Origin of the sequence: Brevundimonas sp. (assembly GCF_013912065.1) — a bacterium.
Classification (GTDB): domain Bacteria; phylum Pseudomonadota; class Alphaproteobacteria; order Caulobacterales; family Caulobacteraceae; genus Brevundimonas.
In genome coordinates this window covers 195,105-211,712 of the sequence record NZ_JACESA010000003.1, presented here as the reverse complement: position 1 = coordinate 211,712, position 16,608 = coordinate 195,105, and the positions used below count along the sequence as shown (strand labels likewise).

Annotated in this window: 21 protein-coding genes; 7 read left to right on the top strand and 14 right to left on the bottom strand. The window is 67.8% G+C overall.

Annotated elements, in window-relative coordinates:
• Nucleotides 1-50: 50 nt before the first annotated feature.
• Genes recN through H2037_RS04310 form a run of 4 tightly spaced genes read right to left on the bottom strand, consistent with a single transcriptional unit; the run spans nt 51 to nt 3,225 of the window.
• Entirely contained in the window at nt 51-1,748 is a 1,698-nt protein-coding gene (gene recN / locus H2037_RS04325) for a DNA repair protein RecN (RefSeq protein WP_292118145.1), read from the bottom strand.
• A gap of 55 nt (nt 1,749-1,803) precedes the next feature.
• The gene (locus H2037_RS04320; protein ID WP_292118142.1) at nt 1,804-2,085 is read right to left on the bottom strand and encodes a BrnA antitoxin family protein; all 282 of its coding nucleotides are present in this window, start codon (nt 2,083-2,085) and stop codon (nt 1,804-1,806) included.
• Nucleotides 2,067-2,333 (bottom strand): BrnT family toxin, encoded by a 267-nt coding sequence (locus tag H2037_RS04315; protein WP_292118141.1) that lies wholly within the window; start codon nt 2,331-2,333, stop codon nt 2,067-2,069. The genes H2037_RS04320 and H2037_RS04315 overlap by 19 nt, the downstream gene beginning before the upstream one ends.
• A gap of 37 nt (nt 2,334-2,370) precedes the next feature.
• A complete protein-coding gene (locus H2037_RS04310) occupies nt 2,371-3,225 on the bottom strand; it encodes an outer membrane protein assembly factor BamD (RefSeq protein WP_292118227.1) in 855 nt (284 codons plus the stop codon).
• Nucleotides 3,226-3,417: 192 nt separating this feature from the next.
• On the opposite strand from H2037_RS04310, the gene H2037_RS04305 reads away from it, so the two are divergent.
• Entirely contained in the window at nt 3,418-4,353 is a 936-nt protein-coding gene (locus tag H2037_RS04305) for a ribose-phosphate pyrophosphokinase (protein WP_292118139.1), read from the top strand.
• Between the two features lie 86 nt (nt 4,354-4,439).
• Entirely contained in the window at nt 4,440-5,525 is a 1,086-nt protein-coding gene (locus tag H2037_RS04300) for a hypothetical protein (RefSeq protein ID WP_292118134.1), read from the top strand.
• A gap of 73 nt (nt 5,526-5,598) precedes the next feature.
• Here H2037_RS04300 and H2037_RS04295 read toward each other — a convergent pair whose 3' ends face one another.
• Together H2037_RS04295 and aceA are read right to left on the bottom strand one after the other, a co-directional pair.
• Nucleotides 5,599-5,808 (bottom strand): hypothetical protein, encoded by a 210-nt coding sequence (locus H2037_RS04295; RefSeq protein ID WP_292118131.1) that lies wholly within the window; start codon nt 5,806-5,808, stop codon nt 5,599-5,601.
• A 17-nt stretch (nt 5,809-5,825) separates the two neighbouring features.
• Complete coding sequence (gene aceA, locus H2037_RS04290) at nt 5,826-7,106, bottom strand: isocitrate lyase (RefSeq protein WP_292118128.1); 1,281 nt, start codon at nt 7,104-7,106, stop codon at nt 5,826-5,828.
• Nucleotides 7,107-7,264: 158 nt separating this feature from the next.
• Here aceA and H2037_RS04285 point away from each other — a divergent pair, with 158 nt between their 5' ends.
• The 4 genes from H2037_RS04285 to H2037_RS04270 are packed head-to-tail and all read left to right on the top strand — an operon-like array spanning nt 7,265 to nt 9,374.
• Complete coding sequence (locus H2037_RS04285; protein WP_292118125.1) at nt 7,265-8,710, top strand: helix-turn-helix transcriptional regulator; 1,446 nt, start codon at nt 7,265-7,267, stop codon at nt 8,708-8,710.
• Nucleotides 8,711-8,746: 36 nt separating this feature from the next.
• Nucleotides 8,747-9,097: a hypothetical protein gene (locus tag H2037_RS04280; RefSeq protein WP_292118122.1), complete on the top strand. Its 351-nt coding sequence runs from the start codon at nt 8,747-8,749 to the stop codon at nt 9,095-9,097.
• Nucleotides 9,094-9,216, top strand: coding sequence for a hypothetical protein (locus tag H2037_RS04275; protein WP_292118119.1), 123 nt, complete (start codon nt 9,094-9,096; stop codon nt 9,214-9,216). The genes H2037_RS04280 and H2037_RS04275 overlap by 4 nt, the downstream gene beginning before the upstream one ends.
• Entirely contained in the window at nt 9,165-9,374 is a 210-nt protein-coding gene (locus H2037_RS04270) for a type II toxin-antitoxin system RelE/ParE family toxin (protein WP_365833087.1), read from the top strand. Before H2037_RS04275 ends, H2037_RS04270 begins: the two co-directional genes overlap by 52 nt.
• 3 nt (nt 9,375-9,377) lie before the next feature.
• On the opposite strand, the gene H2037_RS04265 is transcribed toward H2037_RS04270, so the two are convergent.
• The 3 genes from H2037_RS04265 to H2037_RS04255 all read right to left on the bottom strand — a co-directional run bounded on the left by H2037_RS04265 (nt 9,378) and on the right by H2037_RS04255 (nt 12,780).
• A complete protein-coding gene (locus H2037_RS04265; RefSeq protein WP_292118116.1) occupies nt 9,378-10,208 on the bottom strand; it encodes a universal stress protein in 831 nt (276 codons plus the stop codon).
• 71 nt (nt 10,209-10,279) lie between these two features.
• A complete protein-coding gene (locus H2037_RS04260) occupies nt 10,280-11,725 on the bottom strand; it encodes a hypothetical protein (RefSeq protein WP_292118112.1) in 1,446 nt (481 codons plus the stop codon).
• Nucleotides 11,726-11,790: 65 nt separating this feature from the next.
• Entirely contained in the window at nt 11,791-12,780 is a 990-nt protein-coding gene (locus H2037_RS04255; RefSeq protein ID WP_292118110.1) for a WYL domain-containing protein, read from the bottom strand.
• A gap of 90 nt (nt 12,781-12,870) precedes the next feature.
• On the opposite strand from H2037_RS04255, the gene H2037_RS04250 reads away from it, so the two are divergent.
• Entirely contained in the window at nt 12,871-13,098 is a 228-nt protein-coding gene (locus tag H2037_RS04250; protein ID WP_292118107.1) for a hypothetical protein, read from the top strand.
• Between the two features lie 2 nt (nt 13,099-13,100).
• On the opposite strand, the gene H2037_RS04245 is transcribed toward H2037_RS04250, so the two are convergent.
• The 5 genes from H2037_RS04245 to H2037_RS04225 all read right to left on the bottom strand — a co-directional run bounded on the left by H2037_RS04245 (nt 13,101) and on the right by H2037_RS04225 (nt 16,582).
• On the bottom strand, nt 13,101-14,210 hold the full coding sequence (locus H2037_RS04245) for an acyltransferase (protein ID WP_292118104.1): 1,110 nt from the start codon (nt 14,208-14,210) through the stop codon (nt 13,101-13,103).
• 129 nt (nt 14,211-14,339) lie between these two features.
• Complete coding sequence (locus tag H2037_RS04240; RefSeq protein ID WP_292118101.1) at nt 14,340-15,761, bottom strand: NAD(P)(+) transhydrogenase (Re/Si-specific) subunit beta; 1,422 nt, start codon at nt 15,759-15,761, stop codon at nt 14,340-14,342.
• A 13-nt stretch (nt 15,762-15,774) separates the two neighbouring features.
• Nucleotides 15,775-16,041: a hypothetical protein gene (locus H2037_RS04235; protein WP_292118099.1), complete on the bottom strand. Its 267-nt coding sequence runs from the start codon at nt 16,039-16,041 to the stop codon at nt 15,775-15,777.
• A complete protein-coding gene (locus H2037_RS04230; protein WP_292118096.1) occupies nt 16,038-16,373 on the bottom strand; it encodes an NAD(P) transhydrogenase subunit alpha in 336 nt (111 codons plus the stop codon). The genes H2037_RS04235 and H2037_RS04230 overlap by 4 nt, the downstream gene beginning before the upstream one ends.
• Complete coding sequence (locus tag H2037_RS04225) at nt 16,373-16,582, bottom strand: hypothetical protein (RefSeq protein ID WP_292118093.1); 210 nt, start codon at nt 16,580-16,582, stop codon at nt 16,373-16,375. Before H2037_RS04225 ends, H2037_RS04230 begins: the two co-directional genes overlap by 1 nt.
• Nucleotides 16,583-16,608: the final 26 nt, after the last annotated feature.

The window sequence follows — 16,608 nt, the reverse complement described above, 5'->3', positions numbered from 1 at the left end:
CATGGGTCGAAAGCAGAAACCGGCCCCCATCCAAAAACCCGTCGCGCTCCCTACCCGATCAACGCCCGCGCCGCCGCCCGCGCCTCATCGGTGATCTGCGCCCCCGACAGCATCCGGGCGATCTCTTCCTGACGGCGCGCGTCGTCCAGGGCCACCACGGTGGTGGCGGTGGCGCCGTCTTGGTCGGCTTTCATCACCTTCCAGTGGGCGTGGCCGCGGGCGGCGACCTGGGGGCTGTGGGTGACGACCAGGACCTGGGCGCCGGTGGACAGGCGTTTCAGGCGCGAGCCGACGGCCTCGGCCACGGCGCCGCCGACGCCCTGGTCGACCTCGTCGAAGATCATGACCGGCTGGCGCATGTCCTCGCGGCTGGCCAGGGCGGCCTTCATGGCCAGGGCGAAACGGGCCAGTTCGCCGCCCGAGGCGATGGCGTCCAGCGGGCCGAAGTCGGTTCCGGCGTTGGTGGCGATCTGGAAGCGGACGGTCTCGACCCCGTCGGGGCCGCGCCGGCCCTCGATCGGCTCCAGCGCCACGCGGAAGCGCGCGCGTTCCAGCTTCAGCGGGCCCAGTTCGCCCATGACGGCGGCGGTCAGGCGGTCGGCCGCCGCCTCGCGCGCCGAGGTCAGGAATTCGGCGGCCAGGTCATAGGCCTCGGTCGCCTGGGCCACGTCGCGGCCGGCATTGGCCAGGGCTTCTTCGCCGTCTTCGATCAACCGCAGCTGTTCGCGCAGGCGGATGCGCAGGCTGGGCAGGGCGTCGACGGTGGTGTGCAGCTTGCGGGCGGCGGCGCGCAGGGCGAACAGCCGTTCCTCGGCCTTGTCCAGACGGCCGGGTTCGTAGTCGAAGGCGTCGGCGGCGGCGTCCACGGCGGCGACGGCCTCAGCCGCCTCGACCATGGTGCGGTCGATGGCCTCGACGGCGGCAGACAGTTTGACGATGACCGGGTGGTCGCCCTCGGCCCCCGCCTGGCCGGCGCGTTGGCGGGCGTGTTCGACGGCGCGCAGGGCGGCGCCCAGTTTCTGGCTCAGCTTGTCGCCGCCCAGCTGGGTGCGGGCGTCGGCGAGATCGGCGATGGCCTTTTCGGCGGCGCCCAGCAGGGCGCGTTCGCCGGCCAGTTCGGTTTCTTCGTCGGCGCGGGGGTCCAGAGCGTCCAGTTCGGACAGGTTCAGGCTGATCTCCTCCAGCCGGGCGGCGGCGTCGGCGGCCTGGGCCTTCAGCTCGGCCAGTTTCGCCTCGGCGGCCTTGAGCTTGACCGAGGCGGCGGCGACGCCCTGGAGCTGGGGCTGCAAGCCGCCATAGGCGTCCAGGGCGCCGCGATGGGTGCGCCAGTCCAGCAGGCCGACGGTTTCGTGCTGGCCGTGGACCTCGACCAGGGCGGCGCCGATCTCGCGCAGGGCCGTGACCCCGGCGGGCTGGTCGTTGACATAGGCGCGGCTGCGGCCGTCCGCGCCCAGAACGCGGCGCAGGATCAGATCCTCGCCCGGCTGGACCTCGAACCCCCGGTCGGCGATCAGGGCCAGCAGGTCCGGGTCGTCCGGCGCGCTGAAGATTGCAGTCGCGACCGCCTGTTTGGCGCCCTTGCGAACCAGACCCGCGTCGCCGCGCCCGCCCAAGGCCAGACCCAAGGCGTCGAGAATGATCGACTTGCCCGCCCCCGTCTCGCCGGTCAGCACGGTCAGGCCGCTGTCGACGTCGAGATCGAGCGCATCGACCAGGACGACGTCACGGATGGAGAGGGCGGTCAGCATGGGCGCACGCGATTCGGCATGGAGCGCAGTCTAATGCGGCGCGCCGGAAATGGGATCAAAGACCGGAGGCCCGGCGCAGGGCGGCGTTGATGCCCGACTGCCACCCTGGCCCCTGGGCGCGCCAGTGCTCCAGCAGATCGGCGTCCAGACGCAGGGTGACCTGCTGCTTGGGCGCGTCGGATTTCGGCCGGCCGGGGGACCGCTTGAACTGGTTCAGAACCGACTCAGGCAGAACCTCGCGGGCGGGGCGAAGTTCAGCGGCGCGCTCTGCGGTCAGCTCAGGCGCGTCGTCCTCGTCAAGAGGAACAGTTTCCCAATCTAGCTCTCGCTTCGCCATCTGATCAGCTCCTTTGTCCGCGCCCGACGAAGACTGATGGCCCGGACGTCGTCGCCTCGGACCGTGAATGTCAAAGCATAAAGCCGACCGTCCACATATCCGTAGGCGTTGAAGCGGGTCTCTTGATAGTCCCTTCGGTTGTCCTGCCTGACGAAGGCGGAAGCCAAATCCATCTCTTCCGCCAAGCGCAAGGACACGCCGTGCTTCGCGATGTTGGCCTCATCCTTCGCCGGGTCGAAGACGATCATTTATGTAGTTACATAAACCTGACCGTCAAGGGCGTGATCAGCCCGGGATGATCCGCTGCAGCCAGGATTCGCGCTTGGCCTCGGGCGCCGCCTCAGGCGTCTGGCCGTTTTCGGTCAGCAGGGCGTAGGCCTCGGCGTACCAGGGGCTGCCGGGGAAGTTGTAGCCCAGGACGGCGCCGTTGCGCATCGCCTCTTCCTTCAGGCCCAACTGCAGATTGACCTCGACCAGGCGGTAAAGGGCCTCGGGCGTGTGCGAGGTGCGCTGGAACTCGGGGTTGGCGATGACGGCCTTGTAGCGGTTCAGGGCGGCCAGAGGCTGGTTGGCGCGCTGGTAGAAGCGGCCGATGTTCATTTCCTTGCCGGCCAGCTGGTCGTTGACCATGTCGATCTTGACCGCGGCGTCGCTGGCGTAGGCCGTGCCCGGATAGCGGCGCGCGACATCCTTCAGACCGGCCAGGGCGGCGGTGGCGTAGCCTTGGTCGCGACCCACGTCGGTGATCTGTTCGAAGTTGCAGACCGCCCTCATGTAAAAGGCGTAGGAGGCCGACGGATTTCCGGGGAACAGGGCGATGAACCGGTCCGCGGCGGCGATGGCCTCGGCGTAGTTGTTGTTCTGGTAGTAGGCGTAGATCTGCATCAGGATCGAGCGGCGCGCCCAGTCCGAATAGGGATGCTGGCGTTCCACCTCCTGGAAATAGTCGACGGCGTCGGCCCAGCGGCGCTGCTCCAGGCGCTGATAGCCGGTGTTGTACAGGGCTTCGACCGGCCGTTCTTCATAGGCCAGCTTGGGACGCGAATTGCCGGCGCAGCCAGAAATTGTCAGCGCGGCGACCGCCGCGGCCATCAGCACCAGGCCGGAACGGAACTTGGAAACGGACAAGGACGACCCCATGACGAGCGGAGACAGGCCTGCGGCCAAGCCTCCGGAAACGAACGCGGCGATCTCTAGCACCCACGACCGGGCCGCGCCATGCCGACGAAAACTCTCCGCACACGACTTGCCCTGCCCGGCTCCGCTGGTAAAGAGCGCGCCAACCGACACCCGTTCATGGGGGTCGGATGACGGCGAAAGGATGACCAGCCGATGAAGCTGCTCTCAGGCAACTCCAACCGGGCCCTTTCACAGGCCATCGCGGACCACCTGGACGGTCCCCTGACCAAGGCCCAGGTCAAGCGGTTCGCCGACAACGAGGTCTTCGCGGTCATCGAGGAAAATGTCCGCGGCGAGGACGTCTTCATCCTCCAGTCGACCAGCTACCCGGCCAACGACAATCTGATGGAGCTGCTGATCATCACGGATGCGCTGGTGCGCGCCTCCGCCCGACGGATCACGGCCGTCATGCCCTATTTCGGCTATGCCCGGCAGGATCGGAAGACCGGCGGCCGCACGCCGATCTCGGCCAAGCTGGTCGCCAACCTGATCACCCGCGCCGGCGCCGACCGGGTGCTGACCATGGATCTGCACGCGGGCCAGATTCAGGGCTTCTTCGACATTCCGACCGACAATCTGGTGGCCACCCCCGTGTTGGCCCAAGACATCCGCGAACATTATGTGCGCGGCGACGATCTGATGATCGTCTCGCCTGACGTCGGCGGCGTGGTGCGCGCCCGGGCGCTGGCCAGCCGCCTGAACGCCGACCTCGCCATCGTCGACAAACGCCGTCCCAAGGCGGGCGAAAGCGAGGTCATGAACATCATCGGCGACGTGGAGGGGCGGCGCTGCATCCTGTTCGACGACATCGTCGATTCCGGCGGCACCCTGGTCAACGCCGCCAAGGCCCTGATCGATCACGGCGCGACCGAGGTCTCGGCCTATATCAGTCACGGCGTCCTTTCGGGTCCCGCCGTTCAGCGGATCACCGACGGCCCGCTGAAAGAACTGGTGATCACCGACTCCATCGAACAGCCCCACGAAGTTTTGAACTGTTCCAAAATCCGCACGGTTTCCGTCGCTCCGCTCATCGGCGAAGCTATCCGCCGGATCGCGAACGAAGAATCCGTGTCGAAGTTGTTCGATTAATCTTCGGCAAACCGCTTTCGGCACGTTATAAGCGCCTTCAAGTACGCGCCCCTGCGGGGGCTTTCAGTATTCTGTGGACGTGCACTATGCCCAAGGCCTTCATGACCCGCGGCCTGTCGATCGCCGCCCTCGCGGCAGCCGCCCTTCTGGCGAGCTGCAGCACCAAGGAACCCGAGGCGCCCCCGCCGCCTCCGCCGCCCCCGCCGCCCGTCACGCTGAACGAAGGCGTCGCCCAGGCGGCCTCCATCTATGTGGCCTTCCTGCGGGAGGCCGAGACCATCCAGCCCGGCGGCTTCCCGGACGCGGAATCCATTCAGGCCGCCATCCGCAAGGGCGCGTCCTATGAACCGGCCCAGCTGTCGCGCGGTCTGATCGCCTATGGGTCCATCATCGCCCTGCAGTCGCCCGAGTTCGTCGCCGGCGTGCGCCAGTTCGCCGTCGATCCGGCCCAGCGTCAGGAAATGGTCGCCCGCATCGTCGCCGACCCGGCCTATGCGGCCACCCTGCCCGGCGCCGATGCGGCCGCCGGCCTGATCGCGGCGACCATCGGCAAGGACGCCACCGCGATCCGCGCCATCGCCGAGGCGGTGGAGGCCGACGCCTATACGGTGCAGGAGCGGAATGACCCGCGCCGCCGCTGGGCCACCACCCATATTACGAACCGAGAAGTGAGGCTCGAGGGCGCCAAGACCCTGTCGGCGGCGACCATGCTGCCGTCCGCCGAGGAATCCAGCCGTCTGTTCACCGCCGCCAATACCGGCCAGGGGCTGGACGTCGAGACGTCACGCAAGGCGCCGCCTTATACGCCGGCCGTGACGCGGTCGCTGGCGATCGCCGCCCTGGCGTCGCTCGGTGCGGCCGGCGACGATGCGCGCGCCAATACCGACGCCCTCGTCGTCGAGGCGAACAACGAATTCTGCCTGAACATGTCCAAACTGATGCTGTTCCAGTGCCTGGCCGCCTCGCGTCCCAGCTATGAGGACATGTTCTGCCTGGGCCGCCATATCGCGCGCGACCTGGCCACCTGCACCACCCAGGCCGTCGTCTCGCCCCAGGTCTCGGTCGGCGATCTGCTGGACGCCGGCGCCGAACCGCCGGAACGTCTGACCCAGACCCCGGTGCAGGTGACCTTGAGCTCTCCCACGACGCCGACCCCTGCTCCGTCGCGATAAGACGACCGGACAAAACAAGGCCCGCCCCGATTGCTCGAGGCGGGCCTTTTCAGTTCTGGAACCGGAGGGGCCCCTATTCGTAGCCGTGGGCGGCTTCGTTGATCACCTGGGACGGCATGGACGAGAAGTCCACGGCGATCGGTTTGGCGGTCTTGGCCTGATAGGTCCGCAGCACATGGGTCATGCGACGGCGCACTTCGCGTTCGGCCTCGCTCCCGGCGTCCAGCGACAGCGGGGCCAGGCAGAAGTCGATGATGGCTTCGGTTCGGGTCAGCGGTTCCATGGAGGTTCCTTTCCTGCTTACGCCGCGTTGGTGAACTGGGCGGTTTCGGTCGAGTCCTTCAGCGCCGTCGTCGAAGACGTGCCGTTGGAGATGACCGTGGCCACCTGGTCGAAATAGCCGGTGCCGACTTCGCGCTGGTGGCGGGTGGCGGTGTAGCCGATGGCCTCGTTGGCGAACTCGCGCTGCTGCAGTTCCGAATAGGCGGCCATGCCGTTGTCGCGATAGCCGTTCGCCAGCTCGAACATCGAGTTGTTCAGGGCGTGGAAGCCGGCCAGCGTCACGAACTGGAACTTGTAGCCCATGGCGCCCAGCTCGCGCTGGAACTTGGCGATGGTGGCGTCGTCCAGCTTGGCCTTCCAGTTGAAGGAGGGCGAGCAGTTGTAGGCCATCAGCTTGCCGGGATATTTCTTCTGCACCGCTTCGGCGAACTTCTTGGCGTCGTCGAGATCGGGGTGCGAGGTCTCCCACCACAGCAGGTCGGCGATATTGGCGTAGGACAGGCCGCGCGCGATGCAGTGGTCCAGGCCCGTGCCCTCCTTCAGACGGAAGAAGCCTTCCGGCGTGCGGTTGTCGCGGTCGATGAAGGGCTGGTCGCGCTCATCGATGTCCGAGGTGATCAGCTGGGCGCTTTCGGCGTCGGTGCGGGCGACCGTAATGGTCGGCGTGCCCATGACGTCGGCGGCGAGACGCGCGGCGACCAGGTTGCGCTCATGCGCCTGGGTCGGGATCAGCACCTTGCCGCCCAGGTGGCCGCATTTCTTCTCGGACGCCAGCTGGTCCTCGAAGTGGACGCCGGCGGCGCCCGCCTCGATGAAGGCCTTCATGATCTCGAAGCTGTTCAGCGGCCCGCCGAAACCGGCCTCGGCGTCGGCGACGATCGGGGCGAACCAGTCACGCTTGGCGCCGCCCTCGGCGTGCTCGACCTGGTCGGCCCGCTGCAGGGTGCGGTTGATGCGGCGGCACAGTTCAGGGGCGGCGTTGGCGGGGTACAGCGACTGGTCCGGATACATGGCGCCGGCCGTATTGGCGTCGGCCGCGACCTGCCAGCCCGACAGATAGATGGCCTTCAAACCCGCGCGGACCATCTGCATGGCCTGGTTGCCGGTGACGGCGCCCAGGGCGTTGATGAAGGGTTCGTCGTGCAGCAGCTGCCACAGGCGATTGGCGCCGCGCTCGGCCAGGGTATGGGTGATCGGCACCGAACCGCGGAGACGCAGGACGTCCTCGGGGGTGTAGGGGCGTTCGATGCCGTCGAAACGGCCGGCGGGCGAAGGAACCAGATCGGCGAAGGTGGTCATGGTCGAACTCGGTCTCTGAATGGCGCGGCCGGGGGGCCGCTGTCTCGGAGACAAGAACATGCCGAAGTCACGAATGACACAGTGTTGGCGGTGATATTGAAGTCACTTTGTCATGTTATGACTTTGCATTGACAGTCATTATGTGACATTCTCTCGCCATGGAAGCTCTCGTCGATCGCAAGCTTTTTCTCGGCGCCCGGTTGAAGCGCGTGCGGCGCGACCTGGGCCTGACCCAGACGGCCATGGCGGCAGACCTGGGGGTTTCCCCCAGCTATCTCAATCACATAGAACGGAACCAGCGGCCGGTGTCGGCCCAGCTCCTGCTGCGGCTGGCAGACACCTATGACATCGATCTCCGCGCCCTGAACCAGGGGGGCGCGGCCGACGAGGCGCGTCTGGGCGAGATCCTGGCCGACCCCCTGTTCAAGGGTCTGTCGGCGCCGCGCCACGAACTGGTGCAACTGTTGGAGGAGGCGCCGGGGGTCGCGGACGCCCTGCTGCGCCTCTACCAGGCCTTCGACGACGGGCGGACCCGCGCGCGGGCCGCAGCCGAGAACGGCGAGGGCCTGGTCGAGACCAGTCCCGCCGAATGGGTGCGGGAATATGTCCAGTCCCATGACAACCACTTCCCTGAACTGGATCAGATGGGCGAGGCCCTGGCGGAGGCCCTGGCGGCCGAGGCCCCGGCCCATGCAGACGGATTCGAACCCGCGGCCCGGCTGCGGCTGGCGGCGAAACACGATCTGGGGGTCCGCACCCTGCCCGCCGAGGTCATGGTGGAATGGACCCGGCGCTTCGACCCGCACCGCCGCCGGCTGTTGCTGTCCGAGACGCTGGGGCCCTCGTCGCGCGCCTTCGCCATCGCCTACCAGCTGGCGCTAGTCGAACACGGCCAGGCCCTGCATGACATGGCCCAGGCCTCCGCCGCGCCCGACCCCGCGACCCGGTCGCTGCTGAAGGTTGCTCTGACCAACACCCTCGCCGCCGCCGTCCTGATGCCCTACACCGCCTTTCAGCGCACGGCCGAGGAGACCGGCTATGACGTGGCGCGGCTCCAGGCCCGGTTCGGTGTCAGCTATGAACAGGCGGCGCACCGCCTGACCACCCTGTCGCGGCCCACGGCGCGGGGCGTGCCCTTCTTCCTGATGCGGGTCGATCAGGCCGGGAACATCTCCAAACGCTATGCGGCCGGGGCCTTTCCCTTCTCGCGCTTCGGCGGCGCCTGCCCCCGCTGGCGGCTGCACTCGGCCTTCCGCACGCCTGGTCGGATCGTCACCCAGATCATCGAGACCCCGGCCCAGGACGGAAAACCCGGCGGCCGCTGGTTCACCTTCGCCCGCACGGTCGAGCGCCAGGGACATGACGGTTTTGGCGAGGGCCACGACCTGGCCGTCGGCCTGGGCTGCGAACTGCGCCACGCCCACCGTCTGGCCTACGCCCACGGTCTCGATCTCGAGAAGCCCGACGTCACCCCCATCGGCCCCGCCTGCCGCCTGTGCCACCGCCACCCCTGCGCCGAACGCGCCGCCGCCCCCATCGACCGGCCGCTGGCCGTGGACGACTGGTCCAAGTCGGTCAGCCCGTATCCGTTCGCGGCGATGTGAGTTCACGACTACTCATAGTTGTGACACGATGCGGTCATGGCCGATCAAGTCCTGACCCTGCCCCTGACCGACGAAGCGCTTGAGCGGCTCAAGGCCGCTGCGCATGCGGCGGGCATGACGCCGGAGGCCTATGCAATCGCGATCCTGGACAGGGCGCTTGCGACCGGAGCTGACGACGTCTCCGGCGGCTCCAAAGTTCGAGACAATGAAGCCGTCTTCGTCATGGACGACGCCCTGACGCCCTGGCCTCCGAACAAGCCTTACGACACCGCCGAGGCCGAACGTCGCCTGGCAGAGTACGACCGCACGGGAAACTATGTGACGCTGGAAGACGCTATGGAGCGTTTCGAACGCGCGCTTGAGGCCAAGCTGGCCGCCAGACGATGACCTATGGGGTCTGGCTGGAAGGCGAGGCGGAAGCCGACCTGATCCGCCTTGCCGACTTCATTAGCGAATATGGCGACACGTCGCGAGACGCTGCCTGGCTACGATTCGGCAAGGCCTGAAGTCGCTGAGCGAAATGCCAGCGCGCCGTCCGATCATCCGGGCGGGGGTTCGAGAACTTCACATCCCCTTCGGCGACAGCGGCTATGTCGTCCAATACCGGGTCGATGCGGACGTGGTCGTGGTCGCCCGCATCTTTCATGCCCGAGAGGAACGTTGAGCCTCAGTGGCTCAGCAGCAGCCAGGACGGACTGCGGTTCAGCAGGGCCTGGGTGACGCCGCCCAGGACCCATTCGCGCATCCGCGAATGGCCCCAGGCGCCGGCGACGATCAGATTGGCGCCCGTCTGTTCGACCAGGGCAAGGATTCGGTCGCCGGCGGGACGTTCGTCGCGCACCCTCGCCTCGCTCTCGGCGGCGATGCCGTGACGCTGCAGCCAGGCGGCGACGTCGGCGACGCGGGCGGCCGCAGCCGCCGCGTCCGTCGAGGCGCAGATCTCGATCACCTTGACCTCGCGCGCCTGTTTCAGCAGCGGCAGGGCGGCCTGGACGGCGCGCTGGGCCTCGCGACCCTCCTTCCATGCCACGAGGGCGACGCCGTCGATCGGCGCGGCCGAGGCGCGGGGCGGCGCGACCAGGACCGGCCGACCGACATTCATGATCAGGTCGCCGGCGTCCGGCGCACGATAGGGCGAACGACCGGCGTCGCGGCCTACCAGGATCAGGTCGGCCGCCCGCGCTTGATGCGTGACGCACGAGGCGGGATAGCCCGTCTCGGCCCGCCATTCGTGAGCTATGCCGGTGTCCTTCAGCGCCTCAAGGAAACGGGTCTTGGCGGCCGCCAATTCTCCGTCGGCCTGGTCCCGACGCAGGGTCAGAATCTCGCCGGCCATGCCGCCGGCGACATAGGCGTCGACCAGCGGCGGCTCCGGCTCGCTGACGGATACGCCGATCAGGGTCGCGTCGAAAATGGCGGCGAGATCCCGCCCGAAACCGATCCGCGCGACATTGTCGGCTTCGTCGTCCACATAGACCATCAGGCTTGCATAGGTCATGGCGATGCTCCTTGTTGCCGGAGCCTGGATGCGCCTTCTGGCCCTTTCCCGCCTTGATCCGCGTCAAACCGTCAGATCAGGACGATACGGCCGTTCTCCTGGCGGAAGGCCACGCCGGTTCGCTGGAACAGCCGGGCGATGACGGCGGAGGGGTCTGTCACACCGACGTCGAGCAGGGTCGCGATGTCGTTGGCCAGGGTCGGATCGCGTGACAGGCGGGTCAGTTCGCCCAGCCATTCCTCCCGGCTGAGAACGCCGTCGTCATTGTTGCGACGCTGGAATTCGGCGACCACGTCGAAGAAGTCGCCGCCGCGCGCCCGGCGCTCGGCGGCCTCGATCACCAGACCCCAGACCGCGCCGCAGGCGTAATAGGCGCGGTGCTCGCCCCGTTCGCCGGCCGAGGACACTGGCTTTCCCGTCGCCAGCCTGACGCAGTCGTCGACCTCGCGCTGCAGTTCGGCGCGGTCGTCATAGGTCGGGTCGATGGCCTTCAGCGCGCGCACGGCCATCAGGTCGGCGCCGCCCTCGGTGATCCAGGCCTCGCGGGCGTACTGGTATTTCAGGCCCTGTGACCCCAGCCAGAAATGCGCCGCCTCGTGGCCGATGAACCAGCGGGCGCGGCTCAGGGCCTGCACATCGGGATCCAGCACCCCCTCCCCCTCGAAATTCATCGAGATCAGGCCGGGCAGGACGCTGCCGCCCATGCTCGACAGGGATTTGGTCGGCCCGGTCCAGCTGACCATCAGGGTCGGCGGCTCGCCCGGCGCACGGCCCAGACGGTCGGCGTAATAGGTCATGACGCGGGGCGTGAAACCCGCCAGTTCGTCCCCCAGCCAACGCGGCAGGCCCGGATCGATGACGGTGGTGACGCCGTTCCCCTGGCGCGTCGTGGCGTCGCCGAAAAGGACATAGGTCTGGGCGTCCAGGGCCGTGACCTCCGGCCTGCGCTCGCCCTTGAACAGGACGGGGCCGGACCGGTCTCGCCAGGTGACGAGGGCCGGCCCGCCCGGAACATCGACGCCGTTCAGGTCGCGCGGGAAGGCGCGGGCTGCTGCGGCGGATTCCAGGGGAAAGACGTCGAACTGGCCCGAGAACAGGGCCACGGTCCCGTCCGAGAACATGAGCGCCGGGTCGTATTCGGCCTCCAGATCGCCGGCGCGGGGCGTCATGACGATGCGGATGCGGCGCGGGACGGGGCCGCCGTCGGTCGAGCGCAGCACGTCGTAGTCGCCGATCCGCTCCAGCACCACGCCGGGGATCTCGACCCGCCACCAACTGGGCCGCCAGGGCTGACGGCTCTCGCGCAGCAGTGCCGACCGGAAGAAGGCCCAGGCCGGAGCGTCGCGATCCAGCCGATAGTCGGCGGTCCAGCGATCGCCGTCGCGTTCGACCGTCACGTCGACCCGGTCCTGCTCGGCCTGGACCTGCGGCGGCGCGACGACGGCGGGCGAAGCGCAGGCGGTCAGGGCGGACAGGCCGACAAGGGCGGCGGACATGAGGGCCGTGGTCAGGCGCATGGCGATCTCCGATTGACGATGACCGCGATAGCGACGCCCGGCGACAGCGTCACCTTAAGCCTTGTTCATGCGCGGGCCGCGTCCAGAGCGCGCCCGGCCGCCGCCAGTTCCCCGGCCATGACGGCTTTCAGCCGTTCGGGCGCCAGGATCACCGCCTGTTCGCCCCAGGTGAACAGATGCCAGGCCAGTTCGCGCATGCCGGACGCCCGGAACCGCACGATCAAGCTCCCGTCCGGCTGGTCCTCGAACGACTGGGTCGGGTGCCAGCGCCAGCCCCGGGCCTCGGCCGCGCCCTGGGGGACGATGCGCAGGACCACGTCCTCGATCTCGTCCTGATAGATGCCGAAGGACTGGCTGGCGAAGACGTTCAGGTCGAAATCGGCGGGCGGAACCGCCACCCCGTCCTGGGGCGCGACATGGCTCATCCGGTCCAGGCGGAAGGTCTGGATCCGGCCCGTCTCGCGGTCGGCCGCGACCAGATAGTTGGCGCGGCCGAACATGACCCCGCACGGCGCGACGCTGCGGCGGCGCGGCTCGGCGCCCGGTCGGGAATAGGTGAAGCCCAGCGGCTGTTGCGCCAGGACAGCGCCGCGAATGGCCGTCAGCATCGCCTCGTCGGCGGAGGGACGCGGCCCGGCCTGGACGGCGATGGTCTCGGCCCGAACCAGGGCCTCCAGGTCCGGCGCCATCCGGTTCAGGGTGGTGGAACGCATCGCCGCCTTCAGCTTGCGCTCCAGCCCCTCCAGCGCCGCCGCCCGCGCCGGCTCCCCGGCGGCGCGCAGGCCCGAGGCGGCCTTGGTCAGTTCCAGCATCTCGGTCGCCGTCGGCGCCTGTTCGAAGGCCGAGAGCCCGCCGCGGATGCGCCAGCGTTTTGACGGCGGGTCCGACACCTCGTCCACCTGGGGGAAGAGCATCATCACCGCGTCGCGCATCCGTTCGGCGGTGCGGCGGCCGACGCGCATGTCCCGCGCCATCTCGTCCAGGGTCAGGCCTTCGGCGCTGGCAGCCATCCGCCGCGCCAGCTCGATCACCATGGCCGCCTTGTCGTGTCTCACCGTCGCTCCGACCTTACGTCCGTTTCTGACGCAACAGTGCGCCATAACCGGATCATCGACAAGAGGCCGACCGCTTCAGGAGATCATTCCATGGCTCGTTTCCAACCCACCGCCGCCGTCAACGCCAATCGCTACATCATCGTGCCGTGCGAGGCTGACGGCTCGTCCGACCTCGCCGTCATCTGGGACCGTCTGGAAGAACAGGTGGTCAACGTCGTCTCCGCCGCCGCCAGCGCCCGCTATTCGGACGAGGACGCCCTGTGGGACGAGGGTCGCATGGACGCTTCGGATGCCGCCGAATGGCGGATGGCGGCCTGAGTTCAGGCCGGCTTGGGCTTGGTCCAGCCGTCGATCAGGCGCTGGGCCGGCTGTTCGACCAGTTTGTGGGCCAGGACTGCGACGACGACGATGAAGCCGAACAGGCCAAGGGCGAACAGGTCGTTCAGCCAGACCGAGCCGAAATCGACGCGCCGCCCGCCCGGCATCCAGTCCAGCTTGCGCGCGATGATCAGCATCCCGGTCAGGATGAACATATGGACCATGTAGATGGAGAAGGACCAGCGGCCGAGCGTCACCAGGGCCGGATGGTCCAGCATGCGCGACACCCGCCCCTCCTCGCCCGCGAACACCCAGACCAGAAGGACGAACACAAGGCTCACGGCGATCGTGACGGGGCCTTGGGCCCAGGCGACGAAGACGCATGTCGCGACGACGGCGGCGACCTCTAGCCCCGTGGCCGCGAGCCCTTTCATGCGGGGGATATGGGTCCATAGGCCCTGCAACAGGCAGCCCAGGAAGAAGCCGTAGACAGCGCGCGGCACCGCGAAGTCGTAGGTGGTGTTCATCCAGCGCCGGGCGTAGCTGACGACCAGCACCCCGCCGACGATGGCCAGCACCAAGCCGATCCAGCGGAACCGTTTCGGCGCGATCAGGACCAGACCGGCGAAGATCAGATAGCAGGCCCATTCGGCGCTGAGGGTCCAGGACGGTCCGTTCCAGGTCAGATGGGGGTGGATATGCCAGGCCTGGATCAGCGCCAGATTGGTGAAGATCGCCGCCACCGTCCGGTCGCCGGTGAAGGGGACCGCCCCGTCGAAATGGAAGACCAGCCGCGCCAGCTCCAGCCCCACATAGGCCGCCAGCATCAGCACGTGCATCGGCCAGATCCGTCCGAAGCGTCGCACCATGAACCGCCCGCCGTCCCGCGCCGTCTTCAGCCGGTTCGCATAGGCGTGGGCGATGACGAAGCCGGACAGGACAAAGAAATAATCGACGAACAGATAGGCGTGCTGGATGAAGTCCCAGGTGCGCCAATGGCTGGCGACCGGCATGTGGAACATGACGACCAGAATGGCGCATACCCCGCGCAGGGAGTCCAAGGCCTCGAAACGGCGATGGGCGACGGGGGCGGGCTTGGACAGGGCGTTCACGGACGCGTGATAGCGCCGGTCAGGCGCGGGCGATAGGGGTTTCGGCGGTTGGCGAGACGTGGGCGCGGCCTTCGAGTTGACGCCCAACTCACCCCTCTCCCTCCCGTGACACACAGCGCAGGTGGGGCGTCAAAGCCCCTTCACGATCCCCTCGACCATCTTCTTGGCGTCGGCGAACAGCATCATGGTGTTGTCGCGGAAGAAGAGTTCGTTCTCGACGCCGGCGTAGCCCGAGCCCATGCCGCGCTTGATGAACAGGACGGTGCCGGCCTTTTCGACGTCCAGGACGGGCATGCCGAAGATGGGGGACTGGGGGTCGGTCTTGGCGGAGGGGTTGGTGACGTCGTTGGCGCCGATGACGAAGGCGACGTCGGCGCTGGAGAATTCGGAGTTGATGTCCTCCAGCTCGAACACCTCGTCATAGGGGACGTTGGCCTCGGCCAGCAGGACGTTCATGTGGCCGGGCATGCGGCCGGCGACGGGGTGGATGGCGTATTTCACCTCGACCCCCTCCTCCTTCAGCTTGTCGGCCATTTCGCGCAGCGCGTGCTGGGCCTGGGCCACGGCCATGCCGTAGCCGGGGACGATGATGACCTTGGAGGCGTTCTTCATGATGAAGGCGGCGTCCTCGGCCGAGCCCTGTTTGACCGGGCGGGTCTCCTTGGCGCCGGCGGGACCGGCTGCGGCGTCGCCGCCGCCGAAGCCGCCCAGGATGACCGAGACGAAGCTGCGGTTCATGCCCTTGCACATGATGTAGCTGAGGATGGCGCCGGACGATCCGACCAGGGCGCCGGTGATGATCAGGGCGATGTTCTCCAGCGTGAAGCCCAGGGCCGCCGCCGCCCAGCCGGAATAGGAGTTCAGCATCGACACCACCACCGGCATGTCGGCGCCGCCGATGGGGACGATCAGGGTCGCGCCCAGGATCAGGCTGAGAATGAAGACGCCCCAGAAGGCCCAGGTCGCGGCGCCGCTGGTGCCGATCAGGATGCCGATCAGGAAGACCAGGGCCAGGGCCAGGCCGATATTGATCAGGTGCCGGGCCGGAAGCAGGATCGGCGCCCCGCTCATATTGCCGTTCAGCTTGGCGAAGGCGATGACCGAGCCGGTGAAGGTGATCGCCCCGATGGCGACCCCCAGCGACAGTTCGACGATCGACAGGGTCTTTATGCCGGTTCCGTCCTCGGACAGGATTCCGAAGGCCTCGGGCGCATAGACGGCGCCGATGGCGACCAGACAGGCGGCCATGCCGACCAGGCTGTGGAAGGCGGCGACCAGTTGCGGCATGTCGGTCATGGCGACGCGCCGGGCGATCAGGGCGCCGGTTCCGCCGCCGACGATCACCCCGCCCGCGATCAGGCCCAGGGTCAGGCCGTCCAGCGCCCCGGTCCCGCCCAGGGTCAGCAGGGTCACGCCTATGGCCAAGCCCATGCCGATCATGCCGAAGGTGTTGCCCTGACGGCTGGTCTCGGGGCTGGACAGGCCGCGCAGCGACAGGATGAACAGGACGCCGGAAACCAGATAGGCCAGTGCGGCCAAGGATGCGTTCATCGCGCCCCTCCCCTCAAGACGTGCGGGCCAGCCGCCACAGGGCGGCGGCGATGAACAGGGGGCCGATGAAGAACAGGGCCCATTCGAAGACGCCCAGCGGCCGGTCCTGGGTCACGACCCGGACCAGAATGGCCGAGAAGACCAGGGCGATGCCGCAGTCGTGCAGACGTTGGCGCTTGATCGGGACCTTGGTCCCGAACCAGCCGTACAGCCACAGGCCGAAGCCCAGGCCCGTGGCGACCCAGGAACCGGCGATCGCGATCTGGGCGGCGTCGGTCATGAGGCGGCCTTGGGAGCCGGCCGTTCCTTCTTCTTGTACATGGCCAGCATCCGCCGGGTGACCATGAAGCCGCCGAAGATGTTGACGCTGGCCAGGGTGACGGCGGCGACGCCCGCGCCCTTGGCGACCCAGGCGCTGGGTCCGGTAGCGTCGCCAGACACGGCCGCCGCCGCGATCAGGCCGCCGACGATGATGACGCTGGAAATGGCGTTGGTCACGGCCATCAGCGGCGTGTGCAGGGCCGGGGTGACGCTCCAGACGACGTAGTAGCCGACGAAGATGGCCAGGACGAAGATGGCCAGACGGAAGACGGTGGGATCGACGTGTTCCATTAATTCTCGTCCTTCGTCGGATTCAAATGGCGTTCAATCCGCACCAAAAGGCAGAGGGAGACTCCTAGCGCGATTGTCATGACCAGGCCCGGAACAATCGTTTGCAGCCACAAGAGCGTCTGGACGACAGGATGACCTGCATCGCGAACCAGGTAAGGCACTATGCCTGCAAGGAAATACAGCGCTGGGACGGCGAAGATCAGGATCATTCCCACTCGCCACCCGAAACGGCCCA

Coding starts and splice junctions, on each gene's coding strand:
- recN (WP_292118145.1), bottom strand. CDS start 1,748: ATGCTGACCGCCCTCTCCATCCGTGACGTCGTCCTGGTCGATGCGCTC.
- H2037_RS04320 (WP_292118142.1), bottom strand. CDS start 2,085: ATGGCGAAGCGAGAGCTAGATTGGGAAACTGTTCCTCTTGACGAGGAC.
- H2037_RS04315 (WP_292118141.1), bottom strand. CDS start 2,333: ATGATCGTCTTCGACCCGGCGAAGGATGAGGCCAACATCGCGAAGCAC.
- H2037_RS04310 (WP_292118227.1), bottom strand. CDS start 3,225: ATGGGGTCGTCCTTGTCCGTTTCCAAGTTCCGTTCCGGCCTGGTGCTG.
- H2037_RS04305 (WP_292118139.1), top strand. CDS start 3,418: ATGAAGCTGCTCTCAGGCAACTCCAACCGGGCCCTTTCACAGGCCATC.
- H2037_RS04300 (WP_292118134.1), top strand. CDS start 4,440: ATGCCCAAGGCCTTCATGACCCGCGGCCTGTCGATCGCCGCCCTCGCG.
- H2037_RS04295 (WP_292118131.1), bottom strand. CDS start 5,808: ATGGAACCGCTGACCCGAACCGAAGCCATCATCGACTTCTGCCTGGCC.
- aceA (WP_292118128.1), bottom strand. CDS start 7,106: ATGACCACCTTCGCCGATCTGGTTCCTTCGCCCGCCGGCCGTTTCGAC.
- H2037_RS04285 (WP_292118125.1), top strand. CDS start 7,265: ATGGAAGCTCTCGTCGATCGCAAGCTTTTTCTCGGCGCCCGGTTGAAG.
- H2037_RS04280 (WP_292118122.1), top strand. CDS start 8,747: ATGGCCGATCAAGTCCTGACCCTGCCCCTGACCGACGAAGCGCTTGAG.
- H2037_RS04275 (WP_292118119.1), top strand. CDS start 9,094: ATGACCTATGGGGTCTGGCTGGAAGGCGAGGCGGAAGCCGACCTGATC.
- H2037_RS04265 (WP_292118116.1), bottom strand. CDS start 10,208: ATGACCTATGCAAGCCTGATGGTCTATGTGGACGACGAAGCCGACAAT.
- H2037_RS04260 (WP_292118112.1), bottom strand. CDS start 11,725: ATGCGCCTGACCACGGCCCTCATGTCCGCCGCCCTTGTCGGCCTGTCC.
- H2037_RS04250 (WP_292118107.1), top strand. CDS start 12,871: ATGGCTCGTTTCCAACCCACCGCCGCCGTCAACGCCAATCGCTACATC.
- H2037_RS04240 (WP_292118101.1), bottom strand. CDS start 15,761: ATGAACGCATCCTTGGCCGCACTGGCCTATCTGGTTTCCGGCGTCCTG.
- H2037_RS04235 (WP_292118099.1), bottom strand. CDS start 16,041: ATGACCGACGCCGCCCAGATCGCGATCGCCGGTTCCTGGGTCGCCACG.
- H2037_RS04230 (WP_292118096.1), bottom strand. CDS start 16,373: ATGGAACACGTCGATCCCACCGTCTTCCGTCTGGCCATCTTCGTCCTG.
- H2037_RS04225 (WP_292118093.1), bottom strand. CDS start 16,582: ATGATCCTGATCTTCGCCGTCCCAGCGCTGTATTTCCTTGCAGGCATA.